General features: G+C 37.8%; 18 protein-coding genes, 4 tRNA genes and 1 other annotated feature. Of the genes, 14 read left to right on the forward strand and 8 right to left on the reverse strand.

Annotation, left to right across the window (positions count from 1 at the left end):
* Window positions 1-16 precede the first annotated feature (16 nt).
* The 6 genes from DV415_RS02790 to DV415_RS02815 all read left to right on the forward strand — a co-directional run bounded on the left by DV415_RS02790 (window position 17) and on the right by DV415_RS02815 (window position 5740).
* On the forward strand, window positions 17-919 hold the full coding sequence (locus DV415_RS02790; protein WP_118790183.1) for an N-acetylmannosamine kinase: 903 nt from the start codon (window positions 17-19) through the stop codon (window positions 917-919).
* Complete coding sequence (locus tag DV415_RS02795; protein ID WP_005625613.1) at window positions 912-1778, forward strand: MurR/RpiR family transcriptional regulator; 867 nt, start codon at window positions 912-914, stop codon at window positions 1776-1778. The genes DV415_RS02790 and DV415_RS02795 overlap by 8 nt, the downstream gene beginning before the upstream one ends.
* 10 nt (window positions 1779-1788) lie before the next feature.
* Complete coding sequence (gene nanA, locus DV415_RS02800; RefSeq protein ID WP_005631506.1) at window positions 1789-2667, forward strand: N-acetylneuraminate lyase; 879 nt, start codon at window positions 1789-1791, stop codon at window positions 2665-2667.
* A 178-nt stretch (window positions 2668-2845) separates the two neighbouring features.
* Window positions 2846-3649 (forward strand): glucosamine-6-phosphate deaminase, encoded by an 804-nt coding sequence (gene nagB / locus DV415_RS02805; protein ID WP_118782203.1) that lies wholly within the window; start codon window positions 2846-2848, stop codon window positions 3647-3649.
* Between the two features lie 57 nt (window positions 3650-3706).
* On the forward strand, window positions 3707-4852 hold the full coding sequence (nagA, locus tag DV415_RS02810; RefSeq protein ID WP_118782202.1) for an N-acetylglucosamine-6-phosphate deacetylase: 1146 nt from the start codon (window positions 3707-3709) through the stop codon (window positions 4850-4852).
* 132 nt (window positions 4853-4984) lie between these two features.
* A complete protein-coding gene (locus DV415_RS02815) occupies window positions 4985-5740 on the forward strand; it encodes a class I SAM-dependent methyltransferase (RefSeq protein ID WP_118782201.1) in 756 nt (251 codons plus the stop codon).
* 76 nt (window positions 5741-5816) lie between these two features.
* Here the strand turns inward: DV415_RS02815 and DV415_RS02820 are convergent, their stop codons facing one another.
* Window positions 5817-6518: a YggS family pyridoxal phosphate-dependent enzyme gene (locus DV415_RS02820; RefSeq protein WP_118782200.1), complete on the reverse strand. Its 702-nt coding sequence runs from the start codon at window positions 6516-6518 to the stop codon at window positions 5817-5819.
* Window positions 6519-6688: 170 nt separating this feature from the next.
* Window positions 6689-6807: a sequence feature (Thr leader region), on the forward strand.
* 35 nt (window positions 6808-6842) lie between these two features.
* Here DV415_RS02820 and thrA point away from each other — a divergent pair.
* The 5 genes from thrA to thrC are packed head-to-tail and all read left to right on the forward strand — an operon-like array spanning window position 6843 to window position 13215.
* Window positions 6843-9290, forward strand: a complete 2448-nt coding sequence (gene thrA / locus DV415_RS02825; RefSeq protein WP_118782199.1) for a bifunctional aspartate kinase/homoserine dehydrogenase I — start codon at window positions 6843-6845, stop codon at window positions 9288-9290.
* Between the two features lie 12 nt (window positions 9291-9302).
* Entirely contained in the window at window positions 9303-10250 is a 948-nt protein-coding gene (thrB, locus tag DV415_RS02830; protein ID WP_118790184.1) for a homoserine kinase, read from the forward strand.
* A gap of 19 nt (window positions 10251-10269) precedes the next feature.
* On the forward strand, window positions 10270-11304 hold the full coding sequence (locus DV415_RS02835) for a DUF262 domain-containing protein (protein ID WP_118790185.1): 1035 nt from the start codon (window positions 10270-10272) through the stop codon (window positions 11302-11304).
* A gap of 1 nt (window position 11305) precedes the next feature.
* Window positions 11306-11932: a HEPN domain-containing protein gene (locus DV415_RS02840; protein WP_118790186.1), complete on the forward strand. Its 627-nt coding sequence runs from the start codon at window positions 11306-11308 to the stop codon at window positions 11930-11932.
* An 8-nt stretch (window positions 11933-11940) separates the two neighbouring features.
* Window positions 11941-13215: a threonine synthase gene (thrC, locus tag DV415_RS02845; RefSeq protein ID WP_118790187.1), complete on the forward strand. Its 1275-nt coding sequence runs from the start codon at window positions 11941-11943 to the stop codon at window positions 13213-13215.
* 213 nt (window positions 13216-13428) lie between these two features.
* Here thrC and DV415_RS02850 read toward each other — a convergent pair.
* The 4 genes from DV415_RS02850 to DV415_RS02865 all read right to left on the reverse strand — a co-directional run bounded on the left by DV415_RS02850 (window position 13429) and on the right by DV415_RS02865 (window position 13824).
* Window positions 13429-13504: transfer RNA gene (locus DV415_RS02850), tRNA-Lys, on the reverse strand.
* Window positions 13505-13554: 50 nt separating this feature from the next.
* A tRNA-Leu gene (locus tag DV415_RS02855) sits at window positions 13555-13641 on the reverse strand.
* 27 nt (window positions 13642-13668) lie between these two features.
* Window positions 13669-13742: transfer RNA gene (locus DV415_RS02860), tRNA-Cys, on the reverse strand.
* A 6-nt stretch (window positions 13743-13748) separates the two neighbouring features.
* Window positions 13749-13824 (reverse strand) — tRNA-Gly (locus DV415_RS02865).
* A gap of 246 nt (window positions 13825-14070) precedes the next feature.
* On the opposite strand from DV415_RS02865, the gene DV415_RS02870 reads away from it, so the two are divergent.
* The 3 genes from DV415_RS02870 (at window position 14071) to trxA (ending at window position 16631) form a co-directional block, all read left to right on the forward strand.
* Window positions 14071-15180 carry a methionine biosynthesis PLP-dependent protein gene (locus DV415_RS02870; protein WP_192879081.1) on the forward strand — a complete coding sequence of 370 codons (1110 nt, stop codon included), beginning with the start codon at window positions 14071-14073 and terminating at the stop codon, window positions 15178-15180.
* Between the two features lie 12 nt (window positions 15181-15192).
* On the forward strand, window positions 15193-16188 hold the full coding sequence (locus DV415_RS02875) for a 2-hydroxyacid dehydrogenase (protein WP_118790188.1): 996 nt from the start codon (window positions 15193-15195) through the stop codon (window positions 16186-16188).
* Window positions 16189-16307: 119 nt separating this feature from the next.
* Entirely contained in the window at window positions 16308-16631 is a 324-nt protein-coding gene (trxA, locus tag DV415_RS02880; RefSeq protein WP_005627940.1) for a thioredoxin, read from the forward strand.
* A 94-nt stretch (window positions 16632-16725) separates the two neighbouring features.
* On the opposite strand, the gene DV415_RS02885 is transcribed toward trxA, so the two are convergent.
* From DV415_RS02885 to DV415_RS02895, 3 genes are read right to left on the reverse strand one after another with little or no spacing between them, the layout of a single operon-like run.
* Window positions 16726-17190, reverse strand: a complete 465-nt coding sequence (locus tag DV415_RS02885) for a peroxiredoxin (protein ID WP_118790189.1) — start codon at window positions 17188-17190, stop codon at window positions 16726-16728.
* Window positions 17183-18352 (reverse strand): cobalamin-independent methionine synthase II family protein, encoded by a 1170-nt coding sequence (locus DV415_RS02890; RefSeq protein WP_118790190.1) that lies wholly within the window; start codon window positions 18350-18352, stop codon window positions 17183-17185. The genes DV415_RS02885 and DV415_RS02890 overlap by 8 nt, the downstream gene beginning before the upstream one ends.
* 53 nt (window positions 18353-18405) lie before the next feature.
* A complete protein-coding gene (locus tag DV415_RS02895; protein WP_009766753.1) occupies window positions 18406-19212 on the reverse strand; it encodes a phosphate/phosphite/phosphonate ABC transporter substrate-binding protein in 807 nt (268 codons plus the stop codon).
* Window positions 19213-19225: the final 13 nt, after the last annotated feature.

The following is a 19225-nucleotide window of genomic DNA, read 5'->3' on the forward strand; positions in this document are numbered from 1 at the left end:
ACTATAAGGACAAGTTATGCGTTGTTTAGCTCTAGATATTGGCGGTACAAAAATCGCGGCGGCTATCGTAAAAAATGGCGAAGTTGAACAACGCCAACAAATTCATACGCCGCGTGAAGATGTGGTAGAAGGGATGCATCAAGCATTGGAACAACTTCTTACTCATTATGCGGGGCAATTTGATTATGTGGCGGTGGCGTCAACTGGCATTATAAATGATGGTGTTTTAACCGCACTTAATCCTAAAAATTTGGGTGGTTTGAATCAATTTCCACTAAAAGAAAGTATTGCTAAACACACGGATAAACCAATTGGCTTATTAAATGATGCGCAAGCCGCAACTTATGCGGAATATCAACTTCAAGATCCAGAGAAAGTATCAAACTTTGTTTTTATTACGGTTTCTACTGGCGTCGGTGGTGGTGTCATATTAAACCAACAATTACAAACTGGTCCAAAGGGAATCGCAGGACATATTGGGCATACATTAGCGGATCCTAATGGCTCAATGTGTGGTTGTGGTCGTCGAGGTTGTGTAGAAGCAATTGCTGCAGGGCGTGCAATTGAAGCAGTGTCTTCCCAATGGGATGATCCTTGTGAGCCAAAAGAAGTTTTTGAACGTTTTAGAAAAAATGATGAAAAAGCTACCGCACTTATAGAACGTTCAGCCAAAGCCATTGCCAATTTAGTGGCAGATTTAGTGATTGGATTAGATGTACAAAAAGTTGTTGTAGGTGGTAGTGTCGGGTTGGCTGAAGGTTATTTACCATTAGTCAAACGTTTCTTACAGGCTATGCCTGATGTATATAGCTGTGACATTGAATCTGCTAAATTTGGTCAAGATGCAGGATTAGTCGGCGCAGCTTATTGGGTGAAAGATGTTCTGCTTGATAAACCAAAAGGAACAATTTATGGCTAAATCCGGAAATGTGTTAAACACCATTAGTTCGCTTTACCACAGCCTAACCAAATCAGAGAAAAAAATTGCTGATACGATTTTGCGTTCGCCTGATTTGGTGTCTCAATGCCCCCTTTCTGAAATTGCTAAGCATTTGGAAGTTGGAGAAGCCACACTTGTCCGTTTTTGTCGAACCATTGGTTTTAAAGGTTTCAGCGATTTTAAATTAGAACTCTCCATTGAGCTTGCCACAAAAGATAACAATGATGAAACTGTGCTCGAAACAGAAATTATGCCGAGCGATGATTCTTTAACGATTGCGCAAAAGTTGCAAGCGGCAGTTTCTAATGTAATGGAAGAAACGGTTAATTTATTAGATTTAAAACAGCTTGAACAAGTGGTTAAAGCCATTAAAAAAGCACGTCGTATCTTTTTATTCGGCGTGGGATCATCTGGTGTGACAGCTGAAGATGCGAAAAATAAATTGATGCGCATCGGTTTCCAAGTGGATGCAACAGGCAATAATCATTTTATGTATATGCAGGCAGCATTACTTACGTCTTCTGATGTGGCAATTGGTTTAAGTCATTCCGGCTATTCCGCTGAAACAGCGCACACACTCAAAATTGCTAAACAAAATGGTGCAACGACAGTGGCATTAACTCACAGTTTGCGTTCACCCGTTACAGAATATGCTGATTATGTTTTGGTAAATGGTAATAAACAGGGGAAGCTACAAGGTGACTCCATTGGTACCAAAATTGCACAGCTTTTTGTATTAGATTTAATTTATGCTTTGTTAGTGCAGGGCGAAGAAGAACTTGCAGCTCAAACCAAGCAAAAAACTCTCAATGTGATTCTTGAACAACGTATAAAATAGGAGAAAACTTATGCGTGATTTAAAAGGTATTTTCAGTGCATTATTAGTGTCATTTAATGAAGATGGCACAATTAATGAAAAAGGTTTACGTCAAATTATCCGCCACAATATCGATAAGATGAAAGTTGATGGTTTATATGTGGGTGGTTCAACAGGCGAAAACTTTATGCTTTCAACTGAAGAGAAAAAAGAAATCTTCCGTATTGCAAAAGATGAAGCAAAAGATCAAATCGCATTAATTGCTCAAGTGGGCAGCGTAAACTTAAAAGAAGCAGTTGAATTAGGTAAATATGCAACAGAATTAGGCTACGATAGCTTATCTGCAGTTACTCCGTTCTACTATAAATTTAGTTTTCCTGAAATCAAACATTATTACGACACCATTATTGCAGAAACAGGCAATAATATGATCGTGTATTCTATCCCGTTCTTAACTGGCGTGAATATGGGCATTGAACAATTTGGTGAACTTTACAAAAACCCGAAAGTATTAGGGGTAAAATTCACAGCAGGTGATTTCTACTTATTAGAACGTTTGAAAAAAGCTTATCCAAACCACTTAATTTGGGCTGGTTTCGATGAAATGATGTTACCTGCGGCCGCGCTTGGTGTGGATGGTGCAATCGGTTCAACTTTCAACGTAAACGGCGTTCGTGCTCGTCAAATTTTTGAATTAACCAAAGCGGGTAAATTAGCCGAAGCGTTAGAAATCCAACACGTGACCAATGATTTAATTGAAGGCATTTTAGCGAACGGTTTATATTTAACCATCAAAGAATTGCTTAAATTAGAAGGTGTGGATGCGGGTTATTGCCGTGAGCCAATGACAGCAAAAGCAACAGATGCTCAGCTTGCTAAAGCAAAAGAGTTGAAAGCGAAATTTTTATAATTAATGGAATATTGTGAGAACCTAGGGGATTTATTTCCCTAGGTTACTCATAATTTATCCCTCTTGGGGTAGCAATTCTCGTTTCCTGCTTCTCAGTTTTTCTATTTCGTAGTGGGGAACCATTATGTTTAACCGTCGGTTTGTTTATCCACGGTATTGAAAATAAAGGAAGTATAGTATGCGTCTTATCCCTCTACACAACGAACAACAGGTGAGTCGTTGGGCTGCACGCCATATTGTTGATCGTATCAATCATTTTAATCCTACGGCTGAACGCCCTTTTGTTCTTGGTTTACCAACAGGTGGTACGCCATTAAAAACTTACCAAGAATTAATCGTACTTTGTAAAGCGGGAGAGGTGAGCTTTAAGCATGTGGTAACATTCAATATGGACGAATATGTGGGTTTACCAGAAGAACATCCTGAAAGTTATCATAGTTTTATGTATAACAATTTTTTCAATCATATCGATATTCAGCCAGAAAATATCAATATTCTTAATGGCAACACGGATGATCATGATGTGGAATGTCGCCGTTATGAAGAAAAAATTAAATCTTACGGAAAAATTAATTTATTTATGGGCGGAGTAGGCAATGATGGCCATATTGCCTTTAATGAACCGGCGTCATCATTAAGTTCCCGTACTCGTATTAAAACGTTAACTCAAGACACGCTGATCGCAAATTCACGCTTCTTTGATAATGATGTGAATAAAGTGCCTAAATATGCTTTGACTATTGGTGTAGGCACATTATTAGATGCTGAAGAAGTAATGATCCTTGCGACTGGCCATCATAAGGCACTTGCAGTTCAAGCTGCCGTCGAAGGTGGTGTGAACCATATGTGGACAGTAAGTGCACTTCAGCTACATCGCCATTTTGTGTTAGTTTGTGATGAGCCTGCACAACAAGAATTGAAAGTAAAAACTGTTAAATATTTTACTGAATTAGAACAACGCGCCATTCATAGCGTGTTATAAGCACCTACCGCTCAAAAGAGCGGTAATTTTTCTGATTATTTTATTTAAGGACAAAAAATGAGATATGCATTAACGAATTGTGTGATTTACACAAAATATGATGTTTTACGTGATTTTGCTGTAATTATTAACGGTGAAATTATTGAAGCGGTAGTTCCACAAACTGAATTAGAAACAGGCATCAAAACCATTGATTTGCAAGGTAATAATTTAACGGCTGGTTTTATTGATCTTCAATTAAATGGCTGTGGCGGCGTGATGTTTAACGATCAAACTAGCGTTGAAACCTTGGAAATTATGCAGGAAACTAACTTGAAATCAGGTTGTACAAGTTTCCTTCCAACTTTTATCACGGCACCAGATGAAAATATAAAAAGTGCGGTGAAAATTATGCGTGAATATTTAAACAAGCATAAAAACCAAGCGCTTGGTTTACATATTGAAGGACCGTTTATCAGCGTTGAGAAAAAAGGGGTACACCGTCCTGAATATATTCGTGAAATTACGCCTGAAATGAAAGATTTCCTCTGTGAAAATGGTGATGTCATTACAAAAATTACCATTGCCGCAGAAAACCCAACCATTAACTATACGCCTGATTTTGTGAAAGCGGGCATTATTGTCTCTGTAGGCCATTCTAATGCGACTTATGAAGTCGCTAAAGCCGCATTCCACAAAGGCGCAACTTTTGCGACTCACTTGCATAATGCAATGTCGCCAATTAGTTCTGGTCGTGCTATGGGCGTAGTAGGGGCGGTACTAGATTCTGATGTTTACACTGGTATTATCGTAGATGGTGTGCATATCAATTACGGTAATGTTCGCATTGATAAAAAAATCAAAGGCGACAAACTCTGTATTGTGACTGACTCTCTCGCAGCAGCAGGTGCGCCACCAGAATTGGAAACTTTCACATTCGTAGGAAAAACTATTTATATTCGAGATGGCCGCTGTTTTGATGCAAACGGTACGATTGCTGGCGCATCAATTACCATGATCGAATCTATTAAGAATGCAGTGGAGTTTGTTGAAATTCCACTTGCTGAAGCAATTCGAATGAGTAACCTTTATCCTGCACGAGCAATTGGTGTTGATGATCGTTTAGGTTCGGTAGAAAAAGGAAAAATCGCAAATTTAGCCGTGTTTACGTCAGATTATAAAGTGACAGCAACCGTGCTCAATGGTGAATGGAAACCTAATTGATTTAAAGTGCGGTAAATTTTCCTGATCTTTTATAGCCCAACCAATCGGTTGGGTTATTTTTTGCTTTACCACTTTAATAAGAATAATTTTCATCTATAATATAAAAACCAAGTTAATTACTAGGAGATAGATATGGCAAAAGATGAAGTAGGGCATAATTTTCTTGCACGTTTAGGTAAAACTCGTTTGCGTCCAGGCGGTAAAAAAGCGACAGATTGGTTAATTGCTAATGGCGATTTTAGCCAAGATAAAAAAGTGTTAGAGGTTGCCTGTAATATGGGAACGACAGCCATTGGATTGGCGAAGCAATTTGGTTGCCATATTGAAGGTGTTGATTTAGACGAACATGCGTTAGAAAAAGCACAAGCAAATATCGAAGCAAATGGCTTGCAAGAAAAAATTCATGTGCAGCGTGCGAATGCGATGAAGTTGCCTTTCGATGATGAAAGTTTTGATATTGTCATTAATGAAGCGATGCTGACGATGTTACCCGTGGAAGCTAAGAAAAAAGCCATTGCAGAATATTTTCGAGTGTTAAAACCCAATGGCTTATTGCTTACTCATGATGTTATGCTGGTGGGAAATGATCATCAAACTATTCTTGAAAATATGCGCAAAGCGATTAACGTGACTGTCACGCCATTAACGAAAGACGGATGGAAAGGAATGTTCCAAGAAAGTGGCTTTAGAAATGTCGATACTTTCTCTGGCGAGATGACCTTACTTTCACCAAAAGGAATGATTTATGATGAGGGCATTCTTGGGACGTTAAAAATCATCCGTAATGCTATGAAAGCGGAAAATCGTGAGCAATTTAAAAGAATGTTCAAAACCTTTAATGATCCTGAACATAAATTACATTTTATTGCTGTATGTAGCCAAAAATAATATAAAACAACGAACCGCTCTTTTATGTGCGGTTCGCTTTTTCTTACGATAATTTTTTAAATCGGGTTGTTTAGATTTATTTTGAATAATCCCTTGCACCGAAAATTGCAGTACCAATACGTACCATAGTAGAACCGCATTTTATTGCGCTCGGCATATCATCTGTCATTCCCATAGAAAGAGTATCAATTTGTTGATTGGGTAAGGCTTGTTTAAGTTGTTCAAATAGATCTGACATTTTTCTGAACACGGCTTCTTGTTCAGCGATCTTATCGGTTGGCGCGGGTATTGCCATTAAGCCACGTAGGCATAAGTGCGGTAAATTTTCGATGTGTTTTGCCAGTGTTAGCATTTCCTCAGGTTGAATACCTGATTTACTTTCTTCATCGCTGATATTAATCTGAATCAAGACATTCAACGGTGCTTTGTTAATTGGTCGTTGTTCATTTAAACGATCTGCAATTTTTGATCTATCAAGCGTTTGCATCCAATCAAAATGTTCTGCAACGAGACGTGTTTTATTCGATTGTAATGGACCAATAAAATGCCATTCAAGGTTAATACCTTGCGATTCAAAATATTGGATCTTTTCTACACCTTCTTGCACATAATTTTCCCCAAAGGCTATTTGTCCAGTTTGATAAGCCGAAAGAATAGCGGAAATAGGTTTGGTCTTAGATACGGCAAGTAGTTTTACGGTATTTTGATTGCGATTTTCTTTTTTACAAGCCGTTTCAATTTTTTGCTGAATTAGCTTGAGATTATGCTGAATATCCATAGGTTCTCCTTTATAAAAGTGCGGTTAGTTTACACGAAATTTATTTACTGAGAAAATTTCTGAAAAATTTGTCACTTTCTGTTTGACAAGCTCGGGAAATTTCGGTATTTCTTTACGCATTCATTTTTCAAGATAAAACACAATGAAAAATAACCGCACTTTATCCGTAATCATTAGCACGATTACCACCATTATGATGACCATTACTATGATTAATGGCGCGGGTTAGTGCACCAAAAAACAGGATACAGAAAACCCGCGATTCAACTGAATAGCGGGTTTTTTTATAAATTTAAAAACACAATATCTCTAGGAGAACTAATCATGCGCGTACTTAAATTTGGCGGCACTTCGCTTGCAAATCCGGAACGTTTTTCCCAAGCAGCGAAATTGATCGAGCAAGCTCATTTAGAAGAGCAGGCAGCAGGTGTTTTATCAGCACCAGCCAAAATAACTAATCATCTCGTCGCCCTTTCTGAAAAAGCTGCATTAAATCAACCAACCGATACACATTTCAACGAAGCAATCGAAATTTTCTATAACATCATCAATGGCTTACATGCCGAAAATAATCAATTCGACTTAAATGGCACCAAGGCGCTTATTGATGCTGAATTTGCTCAAATCAAAGGATTATTAGAAGAAATTCGTCAAGCAGGAAAAGTAGAGGATGCAGTTAAAGCGACCATTGATTGTCGTGGTGAAAAACTTTCTATCGCAATGATGAAAGCTTGGTTTGAAGCGCGTGGCTATAGCGTACATATTGTGGATCCGGTCAAGCAATTATTAGCAAAAGGCGGTTATCTTGAATCGTCTGTTGAAATTGAAGAATCAACAAAACGTGTTGATGCAGCAAGTATTGCAAAAGATAAAGTGGTGCTTATGGCAGGCTTTACTGCGGGTAACGAAAAAGGTGAGTTGGTGCTGCTCGGTCGTAATGGCTCAGATTATTCTGCAGCCTGTTTAGCCGCTTGTTTAGGCGCAAGCGTATGCGAAATTTGGACTGATGTGGATGGCGTTTATACTTGCGATCCGCGTTTAGTGCCTGATGCACGTTTATTACCAACGCTTTCTTATCGTGAAGCGATGGAACTTTCTTATTTCGGTGCGAAAGTGATTCATCCTCGTACGATTGGCCCATTGTTGCCACAAAATATTCCTTGTGTCATTAAAAATACAGGAAATCCTTCTGCGCCGGGTTCGATTATTGATGGCAATGTGAAATCAGAAGGTTTACAAGTCAAAGGTATCACTAACTTAGATAACTTGGCGATGTTTAATGTATCAGGCCCTGGTATGCAAGGCATGGTAGGGATGGCATCTCGTGTCTTTTCAGCCATGTCAGGCGCAGGCATTTCAGTCATTTTAATTACTCAGTCTTCGTCTGAATATAGTATTAGTTTCTGTGTGCCTGTGAAATCTGCAGAAGTAGCGAAAACTGTACTAGAAACTGAATTTTCTAATGAATTAAATGAACATCAATTAGAACCAATTGAAGTGATTAAAGATTTATCTATTATTTCTGTTGTGGGCGATGGAATGAAGCAAGCGAAAGGCATTGCTGCTCGTTTCTTCTCTGCGTTAGCACAGGCAAATATTAGCATTGTGGCGATTGCACAAGGTTCTAGTGAACGTTCAATTTCTGCGGTTGTGCCGCAAAATAAAGCGATTGAAGCGGTGAAAGCTACCCATCAGGCTCTTTTCAATAATAAAAAAGTCGTGGATATGTTTTTAGTGGGCGTTGGTGGAGTAGGCGGAGAATTAATTGAGCAGGTAAAGCGTCAAAAGGAGTATCTAGCAAAGAAGAATGTTGAAATTCGAGTTTGTGCTATTGCGAATTCCAACCGCATGTTACTCGATGAAAATGGATTATGTTTAGACGATTGGAAAAACGATTTAGAAAATGCGACTCAGCCATCAGATTTTGATGTATTGCTTTCTTTCATTAAATTACATCATGTGGTGAATCCAGTATTTGTAGATTGTACCTCAGCCGAATCTGTAGCGGGGCTTTATGCTCGTGCGTTAAAAGAAGGTTTCCATGTGGTCACGCCAAATAAAAAAGCGAATACACGAGAATTAGCTTATTACAATGAGTTACGCCAAAACGCTCAAGCAAGCCAACATAAATTCTTATATGAAACGAATGTAGGCGCTGGTTTGCCAGTAATTGAAAATCTTCAAAACTTACTTGCTGCGGGTGATGAACTTGAATATTTTGAAGGCATTTTATCTGGCTCCCTTTCCTTTATTTTTGGTAAATTGGAGGAAGGACTTTCTCTTTCAGAAGTCACCGCACTTGCCCGAGAAAAAGGCTTTACTGAGCCAGATCCCCGTGATGACCTCTCTGGACAAGATGTAGCGCGCAAATTATTAATTCTTGCTCGGGAAGCTGGAATTGAGCTTGAACTTTCAGATGTTGAAGTTGAAGGTGTATTGCCGAAAGGCTTCTCTGAAGGAAAATCTGCAGATGAATTTATGGCAATGTTGCCACAGCTTGATGAAGAGTTTAAAGCTCGTGTTTCCACCGCTAAAGCTGAAGGCAAAGTACTGCGTTATGTTGGCAAAATTTGCGAAGGTAAATGTAAAGTATCTATTGTTGCAGTCGATCAGAATAACCCCCTTTATAAAGTGAAAGACGGTGAAAATGCTTTGGCATTTTATACTCGTTATTACCAACCTATCCCACTTTTATTACGTGGTTATGGTGCAGGCAATGCGGTGACGGCGGCAGGTATCTTTGCAGATATTTTAAGAACATTACAACATTAATAAGGATTTCCAATGTTAAGAATTTATGCCCCTGCATCCAGCGCGAATATTAGCGTAGGTTTCGATACTTTAGGTGCTGCGATTTCTCCTATTGATGGTTCACTGTTAGGCGATGTAGTTCAAATAGAATCTATCTCAAGTGGTTTTGAGTTAGAAAGTGCGGGCTATTTTGTTCGCAAATTACCGAAAGAGCCGCAAAAAAATATTGTTTATCAAGCTTATGTGCTATTCCGCGAGCAATTAAAATTACGTGGAGGAAATGTGAAGCCTTTGCGTTTAACGCTCGAAAAAAATATGCCTATTGGCTCTGGTTTAGGCTCTAGTGCATGTTCTATTGTTGCTGCATTAGTGGCATTAAATCAGTTTCATGATGGCCCTTTTTCGAAAATGGAGTTGCTTGAAATGATGGGAGAATTGGAAGGCCGTATTTCTGGTTCAATCCATTATGATAATGTTGCACCTTGCTATCTTGGCGGTGTGCAATTTATGGTGCAATCGCTCGGCAATATTTGTCAAAAGCTTCCATTTTTTGATAATTGGTATTGGGTGTTAGCATATCCGGGAATTGAAGTTTCTACTGCTGAAGCGCGTGCAATTTTACCGAAAAGCTATACTCGACAAGACGTGATTGCCCATGGTCGTCATTTAGGTGGCTTTGTGCATGCTTGCCATACCCATCAGGAAAACCTTGCAGCGATTATGATGAAAGATGTCATTGCCGAGCCTTATCGTGAATCTCTGCTACCTAATTTTGCTGAAGTAAAACAAGCTACGCGAGACTTAGGTGCACTTGCCACTGGTATTTCAGGCTCAGGGCCAACAATTTTCTCTATTGCCCCTGATTTACAAACTGCAATTAAACTTTCAACTTATTTAGAGAATCATTATTTACAAAACAATGAAGGCTTTGTTCATATTTGTAAGGTCGATAATGAAGGTGCTAGATTGTTAACTCGTTAAATTTATTTGAGATACAATTATGAATAGTTCAAAAGAAAAGCATTTAAATTTATATCCTATTGATTACCCATTTGAAACTTTAAAGTCTAGAATTGAGAGTGGAAAGCTTAAACTAGATCCAGATTTTCAAAGAAAATATAAGTGGGATAAGAAAGGATGGGGAAGAGCATCTAAGTTTATTGAATCTTGCTTAATGAGAATTCCTTTACCTTCATGCTATTTTGCTGAAGATGATAAAGGAAATCATATTGTTATTGATGGAGTTCAAAGATTAACGACGATCCAAAAGTTTTTTAATGATGAATTTGTTCTGGAAGGGATGACAGCATTTTCTGATCTTGAAGGGAAAAGGTTTTCTGAATTAAATGAATCCAAGAGCGACTTAGAAAATACGACTATACGCTGTATAGTCTTACGTAAAGATAATTCTCAGGAATTAATTAGAGAAATTTTTGCAAGATTAAATCAAGGCTCTGTGACTTTAACTGATCAGGAGATTAGGCACGCTTTATACCCTAGCGCCTTTAATAATTTACTAGATGAATTAGCGATTCTTTTGTCAAATTATAAGTTCAATTCTATTAAAGATGATAGTGGTAAGGCTGAGCTGGTTTTAAGGTATTTTGCTCTTTCTAGTGATGATAAGTTAGTAAACTATTCTGATAATTTGAAAGAATATTTAGATTCATATCTTGAGGAGAAAGTTTCAGTTTCAGAGGATGATATAAATACCTATAGGGATAAATTTAAATCAGCATTAGAAAATTGTCGAATAGCCTTTGGTGATGATCTATTCTTAAACTTATCAAGAAAAAGAAATATGACTCTTAAAGCTATTGTTCATTATGATCTTCAAATGTATTCAGTAGGTCAGTTAGATACAGAAACTGTCAGAAGATGTGCTACCAATATCAAATCTAAATATAAAGAGTTATGTGATAGAGAAGACTTTGCGAAAACATTAAAAAGAAGTGTACAAACTAAATCATCGATAACGACTCGTAGGAAGTTATGGAATACCCTTCTTGAGGAAGCATTAACTGAGAATCAATAGTATGGAACAGGATTGTTTATTAATATACGACAAATATATCTCTTTTTTAGATAAGCTTTCTCTTTTGGTAAGTGAAAGTGAAAAAAGGGTTATTAACTCTTCAGATCCGTTGTTTATTGATAATGTAAATTTTTTCTCTCGAAGTTATTTAATTAATCTATGTACTTATTTAGAGGCCTATTTGACAGAGATAGCGACAAAATTATTTGAAAGACATTGTAAATGTGTTAATCAATATTCGGTTCCTGAGATGTTTATTTCTGCGAGTTTATCATCTTGGAGTGTAAAAAATAGAGTAGTTAGAGAATATAGTTTATCTTACAGTAAGGATGATATAGAGAATTTTTTTGATGCAAATAAAATATCAGGAAATATAAAGAAGACATTTAATGTTTTTGAACTATTAGGAATTGAGTTAAAGAACGTAATTAACGATAAATCAATTAAAGATCAGATTACTAGCATTGTTGATAAGCGTAATGATATTATTCATAGAAACGATGATGGAATGGATATATCTTTATTGGATATCATATCTTATATTAACACTGTAAAGTGCTATATGGAACTAATCAAAAAAGCTGTAATAGAATCAGCATATAAAACTTTAAGCGTTACTAAAAATTAGGACACACAATGAATTTGTACAATATCAAACACCCTGAAGAACAAGTGAATTTTGCGCAAGCAGTACGTCAAGGACTTGGCAAAGATCAAGGTTTGTTCTTTCCTGAAACGATCCCTACTTTAACCAATATTGATGAGTTATTAGCTTTACCATTGGTTGAACGTAGCCAAAAAATTCTTGGCGCCTTAATCGGTGAAGAATTACCGAAAGCAACGTTAGACGAGATGGTGAAAAATGCGTTTACTTTCACCGCACCTTTAGAAAAAGTTGAAGATAATATTTATGCACTTGAATTATTTCATGGGCCTACATTAGCATTTAAAGACTTTGGTGGGCGTTTTATGGCTCAGGCACTTGCGGCTGTACGTGGTGATGGCAAAATTACTATTTTAACGGCAACGTCTGGCGATACTGGGGCGGCTGTAGCACATGCGTTTTATGGATTAGAAAATATTAATGTAGTTATCCTTTATCCAAAAGGCAAAATCAGTCCATTGCAAGAAAAGCTATTCTGTACTTTAGGTGGGAATATTCGTACTGTTGCGATTAACGCTGATTTCGATGCGTGCCAGGCTTTAGTTAAGCAAGCCTTTGATGATGCTGAATTGCGCCAAGCTATCGGACTTAACTCTGCAAATTCTATTAATATCAGCCGTTTATTAGCTCAAGTTTGTTATTACTTTGAGGCTGTAGCACAATTGCCAAAAGAAAAACGTGATAATGTTGTGGTTTCTGTGCCAAGTGGTAATTTTGGTAACTTAACTGCAGGGTTAATTGCAAAAACCTTAGGTTTGCCGATAAAACGCTTTGTCGCTTCAACAAACGCAAATGATACTGTGCCACGTTATTTGAAGTCGGGCAATTGGGATCCTAAAACGACAGTTGCAACTCTTTCTAACGCAATGGATGTAAGCCGTCCAAATAACTGGCCAAGAGTGGAAGAACTGTTTAAACGAAATGGTTGGGATTTAACTGATTTAGGTTCAGGGATGCTGAGTGATGCACAAACTGAAGAAACCTTAAAAGCAATGAATGCTGAAGGTTATGTTTGTGAACCTCACGGTGCAATAGCTTACCAAGTGCTGAAAGATCAACTTAAAGCGGGTGAAACAGGAATTTTCCTGTGTACAGCACATCCTGCGAAATTTAAAGAATCCGTAGAACGTATTCTTGGTATTCAGCTTTCATTACCTGAAGCACTGGATAAACATAATCAGCTACCATTGCTTTCTGATGAAATGGATAATGATTTTGCACAACTACGGGCTTACTTATTGAAGTAATAAAGTGCGGTAAATTTTTATTGTATTTTGATGGCGCTTGATCTTCAGGCGCTATTTTATTTTAGAAAATATAACGTAGGTAGCGATAAAATATATTAATTATTTTAGATTGGATAGAGAGAATAGCTATTGTCCAATAAGCCGGTAATTTGAAAAGTAGTACCAAATTTAGGCAATAAAAAAACACCCTTCGGTGCTTACTTTATTTTTAAGTGGTGGGTCGTGAAGGATTCGAACCTTCGACCAACGGATTAAAAGTCCGCTGCTCTACCGACTGAGCTAACGACCCAATTAGATGATTTTAAAGTAAATTTTAAAATCTTTGGATTGGTGTTTAAATGGTGCCCGAAGCCAGACTTGAACTGGCACGCCTCGAAAGGCGAGGGATTTTAAATCCCTTGTGTCTACCGATTCCACCACTCGGGCATATAGACAACTAACATTTGCGTATTATGGAGGCGTGTCCCGGAGTCGAACCGAGCTACATGGATTTGCAATCCAGTGCATAACCGCTTTGCTAACACGCCACGAATTGGAGCGGGAAACGAGGCTCGAACTCGCGACCCCGACCTTGGCAAGGTCGTGCTCTACCAACTGAGCTATTCCCGCATTCGCTGTTAGTGGTGCGCATTTTACGGAAATTCAGATAACTGTCAATTACAGATTTAAAAAAATTATCCAACCGTTTAAAAAAAGTTCATTTTGTTCAAATAAATCACAGAAAATGATGGAAAAATGGAATTTTATGTAATTTTCTAATTTCTACTTTGATCACTTTTTCCTTTGTGCCAAAATGCTAAACGTTTTTTAGCACGTAAAGTGCGGTTGATTTTTTCATTATTTTTAGAGGATGTTATGACACAACAATATGCTATCGATACTTTATTAGCTCAAGCAGGCAATCGCAGTGATGAGCGTACAGGTGCGGTTTCTACACCAATTTTTCTTTCTACGGCTTATGGTCATTATGGTATTGGTGAAAGTACGGGATTTGATTACACGCGTACCAAAAACCCAACTCGTACAGTATTAGAAGAAACGATAGCTAAATTAGAGAATGGAGATCGTGGTTTTGCTTTTTCTTCTGGTATGGCTGCCATTCAAGTTTTGATGACGCTTTTCACTTCCCCAGATGAATGGATCGTTTCTAGCGATGTGTATGGTGGTACTTATCGACTATTAGATTTTTCTTATAAAAATAACAATAGTGTAAAACCTGTTTATGTCAATACGGCATCTGCTTCAGAAATTGAAGCGGCAATTAATCCAAATACGAAAGCGATTTTTATTGAAACCCCATCAAATCCTTTAATGGAAGAATGTGATGTGGTTGAAATTGCAAAACTTGCGAAAAAACATAATTTGATGTTGATCGTGGATAATACGTTTTTAACACCAGTGCTTTCTCGCCCATTAGATTTAGGCGCTGATGTGGTGATTCACAGCGGGACTAAATATATTGCTGGTCATAATGATGCACTTGTTGGGTTGATTGTTGCAAAAGGGCAAGAACTTTGTGATCGCATTGCTTATATTCAAAATGGTGCAGGTGCGGTGCTTTCACCTTTTGATTCTTGGTTGACTATTCGTGGTATGAAAACCCTTTCTTTGCGCATGAAACGTCATCAAGAAAATGCACAAGCTATTGCGGAATTTTTAAAAGCTCAACCACAAGTAGAATCGGTGCTTTATCCGAATAAAGGTGGGATGTTGTCTTTCCGTTTGCAAGATGAAGCTTGGGTTAATACATTCTTAAAATCCATTAAATTGATTACTTTTGCAGAAAGTTTAGGCGGCACAGAAAGTTTTATTACTTATCCTGCCACTCAAACCCATATGGATATTCCAGAATCCGAGCGTGTAGCTCGTGGGATTACTAATACCTTGCTGCGTTTTTCAGTCGGTATTGAAGATGTAGAAGATATTAAAGCAGACTTACTACAGGCTTTTGCAAACTTAAAATAATTGGAGCAAACCATGAAAATTGCAATCTATAGCACTAAAAGCTATGACCGAAAATATATTGAGCTCATTAACGCAAAATATAATTTCGATTTAGAATTTTTTGATTTTATGCTGAACGAGAGCACTGCACGTTTAGCAGAGCATTGCGAAGTAGTATGCATTTTCGTGAATGATAATGGTAGCCGAAAAGTATTAGAAAAATTAGCCGCACTTGGCGTGAAAATCGTGGCTTTGCGCTGTGCGGGTTTCAATAATGTTGATTTAAAAGCCGCTCAAGAATTGGGCATTCAAGTTGTACGTGTTCCCGCTTATTCGCCTGAAGCAGTGGCAGAGCATACCATCGGTTTGATGATGACATTAAATCGTCGAATTCATCGTGCTTATCAGCGTACCCGCGAAGCGAATTTCTCTCTTGAGGGATTAATTGGTTTCAATATGCACGGACGCACGGTCGGCGTAATCGGAACGGGTAAAATTGGGATTGCGGTGATGCGAATTTTGAAAGGTTTTGGCATGAATATTTTGGCGTACGATCCTTTTAAAAATCCACTGGTGGAAGAACTGGGTGGACAATATGTTGAATTAGATGAGCTTTATGCTAAATCTCATGTGATTACGCTTCATTGCCCGGCAACGCCAGAAAACTATCATTTATTAAATCGTGAGGCTTTTGCCAAAATGAAAGATGGCGTGATGATCGTTAATACGAGTCGCGGCTCTTTGATTGATACCCAGGCTGCAATTGATGCGTTAAAACAGCGCAAAATCGGTGCGTTAGGTATGGATGTTTACGAGAATGAACGAGATTTGTTCTTTGAAGATAAGTCTAACGAAGTGATTCAAGATGATATTTTCCGTCGTTTATCTTCTTGCCATAATGTATTACTAACAGGTCACCAAGCGTTTTTAACGGAAGAGGCACTAACCAATATTGCGGATGTGACTTTATCAAATGTTTATAAATTGAAATCGGGTAAAGTGTGTGAAAATATTGTTTTGCCGTCTTAGCTTTTGGCAATTAAAACGATTAGTTTACATTTTTTAAAACGGTGTTATTCTGCACCGCACTTGTAAGTTTAAAAAAAGCCCTTATATAGGGATTCCATTCACAAAATAAGGAAAACAAAATGAGCGAAGTATTACACATTAATGACGCAGATTTTGAAAGTGTTGTAGTTAATTCAGATATCCCCGTTTTATTAGACTTTTGGGCACCATGGTGTGGTCCTTGCAAAATGATTGCACCAGTGTTAGATGAACTTGCGCCTGAATTTGCGGGTAAAGTTAAAATCGTGAAAATGAATGTGGATGATAACCAAGCAACGCCAGCACAATTTGGTGTTCGTAGTATCCCAACATTATTATTGATTAAAAATGGTCAAGTTGTTGCAACTCAAGTTGGTGCATTACCAAAAACTCAATTGGCTAACTTCATTAACCAACATATTTAATCGTTGCTTAAAGCTATAAGTAACTTTAAAGTATTGATTGCCCCTTAATGGGGCAATTTTTTGTCTGAAATTTTGATCAACGATCTGATGAGAATCAAAGCACTTGCTCAAATTCTATATTTAAAGGAAAGGCTTTGATTATCGTGTTGTAAATAAAACAACAGCGTAATGCGTTTTGTGTGAGTTGTGTGAAGATGTCATCGGTTAAATCTGATGAAATAAAAATTTTAATTTTGCCGTCATTAATGATAGGTTGCTCACTATAGCCGCGAACGCCCAGTAAGGTTAAAGGATTGGCGAGGTTGAGCCAAATTTTTCCTTCCATTTCTACAATATCGGCACGTTGTTGAGCAAAATGGGCTTTTACACTGCTCAAAATTCCACCTAAAATAGAAACAGCAAAATAATCCACCGCACTTTTTTGTAATGATTGGTTATCGAAATTGACTTGTGAATAGAGCGAAATACTGTCATTTGGTGTGAATAATTTAATTTCTTCTCCGCGTAATACGGCTCGATATTTCGCTGTAAAACATTCACTTTCAGGTACGTTATACATAACGTTCCCTCAATATTGATTTTGCTTCATTTAATACCTTAAGTTTGGCTTCAATAATGTCAAATCCATTTAAAGGGCGGTTAGAAAAAGTGGCAAATCCACAATCTGGGTTTAGCCAAATTTGCTCTGGTGGAAGGTAATTTAAGGCTTTTTCTGCGCGCTGAACAATCTGCGCTACAGTTTCCACTTCATCAGAACGAGGATTGATGACCCCTAAGCCTAAAATACATTTTTGTCTTAAGATTTCACTTTCTAATAACGAACTTAATTCTCCCGCTCTTGGCGTAGAAAATTCGAGTATTAAAATATCAGGTAATGCCGATTCAAATAAATCCACTAGTGATGTATAAGGCCCGCGCAGTAATACGCTTTCATCTTTGCTCCAGTTGCCTCGGCATACATGTAGTGCGGTTTTGATATTTTTATTTCTTGCATACTCAAAGATTTGAGTAATTAAACTTTTCGCAAACTGTAGTTCCGCTGCAAAATCTTGTTTTTCGCTTAACGCCGCACACATAAATGAACGTGTTTGATGATGGCTAAAAATAACTTCTGTCAAAACAGGCTCATCAAATTGAACAACACTTACGCCTAGTTCACATAAATGATCAATTTCTTGCTTTAAAATAGCAACAACATCTTTTGCCATTTCTTCTTTTGATGAATAATGTTGCCCTGACACAGACGAAAGCCACATGGATCGAGCCATTAAGTAAGGTCCAGGCAAGGTTGCTTTAATTGGTTGCTTAGTTAGATTTTTCAGTAGCAACATTTCATCTGCGACTAAAGATTGTTTGTAGCTGATTTTTCCCACGCAAATAGCATTTTTTATGGAAAGTGCGGGAACATCCAAGGTTTCTAGCATTGACTCAAAAATTTGCTTTTCTTTAATGTGATCGAGCATTTCACTCATGCTCATTAAGGTTGCGCCTTGAATTTTTTGTGCAATAAAAGAAAGGTAATTGTCGCGAAGTAATTCGCCACTCGTGATGATATCAATGCCAGTTCGTTGTTGAAGTTCGACAATTTGTTTTGTTTCTTGAACAACGATTTGCTCAAGCTCTGCCGTGGTTATTTTGCCGAGTGCGTGCTTTTTACGCGCCATCAAAAGTGCTTGGCTGCGAGGCATTGAGCCTAAAAGGGAAGTAGTGAAAGGTTTCATAGAAAATCCACAATGATGGGCGTTTATTACACGCCCATCATGACATATTGATCTTAAAAGAATTTTAAATATTCATTGGCAGCTTGCAATTGAGCAAAACCTTTTGTTCTACCCGCAACCCAACGTTTTAATCCTTCCAAATCCATCATTTCTTTATGTTCTGGATTGTTGTAATCCATTTTGAACAAGGTTTCGGTGAATGCATTGAATTTGGTTTCATCTAATCCCACGCGCCCACTGAAAATACAATGGTCAAATGATGGTGTTTTTGCAAGTACTCGAACTGTTGCTGGATCGAGTGTGCCATCTTTTGTCCAACGTTCAAAGTTGAAATCTAACATCCATGTTGCTGCGACTTGACGATCTTTTAATGCATTAGCTGCATCTAATTCACCGCCTACATGATCGCCGTGCAAACCAACCCCCACATCAAAGCGTTTTTCTACATAATCTTGACCAAACTCTAAGCCATGTTGATGTAAAAACTCGATTGGAATTAACCGCGCTTGTGGAGAATCTATCGCACCAAAAGCAATAGTTTTATTTTTCAAATCTTCAATAGATTGGATATTTGGATCATTAACAACTAAATAACTTTGACGATCTTGGTCGGTATCACGCATGGCACCATTTAAGGTTTTACCTCCACTACGCAAGTAACCGTCTAACCAAGCTAGGGGAGAGTTCCACGCTACATCAATTTCATTATTGAGTAACGCATCAACTTGCCCTTTGTAGTCTTTGAAATAGACTGGCTCAATAGGGAAGCCTTCTTTTTCGAAAAAGTCTGCAATGATGCCCCAAATAACCGTCACTTGTGGGGCGTAGATTACCGCCCCAATTTTTAATTTCTCACTCATTTTTCACCGCACT

The organism is Haemophilus haemolyticus (assembly GCF_003490595.1).
Taxonomy (GTDB): Bacteria; Pseudomonadota; Gammaproteobacteria; order Enterobacterales; family Pasteurellaceae; genus Haemophilus; species Haemophilus haemolyticus_L.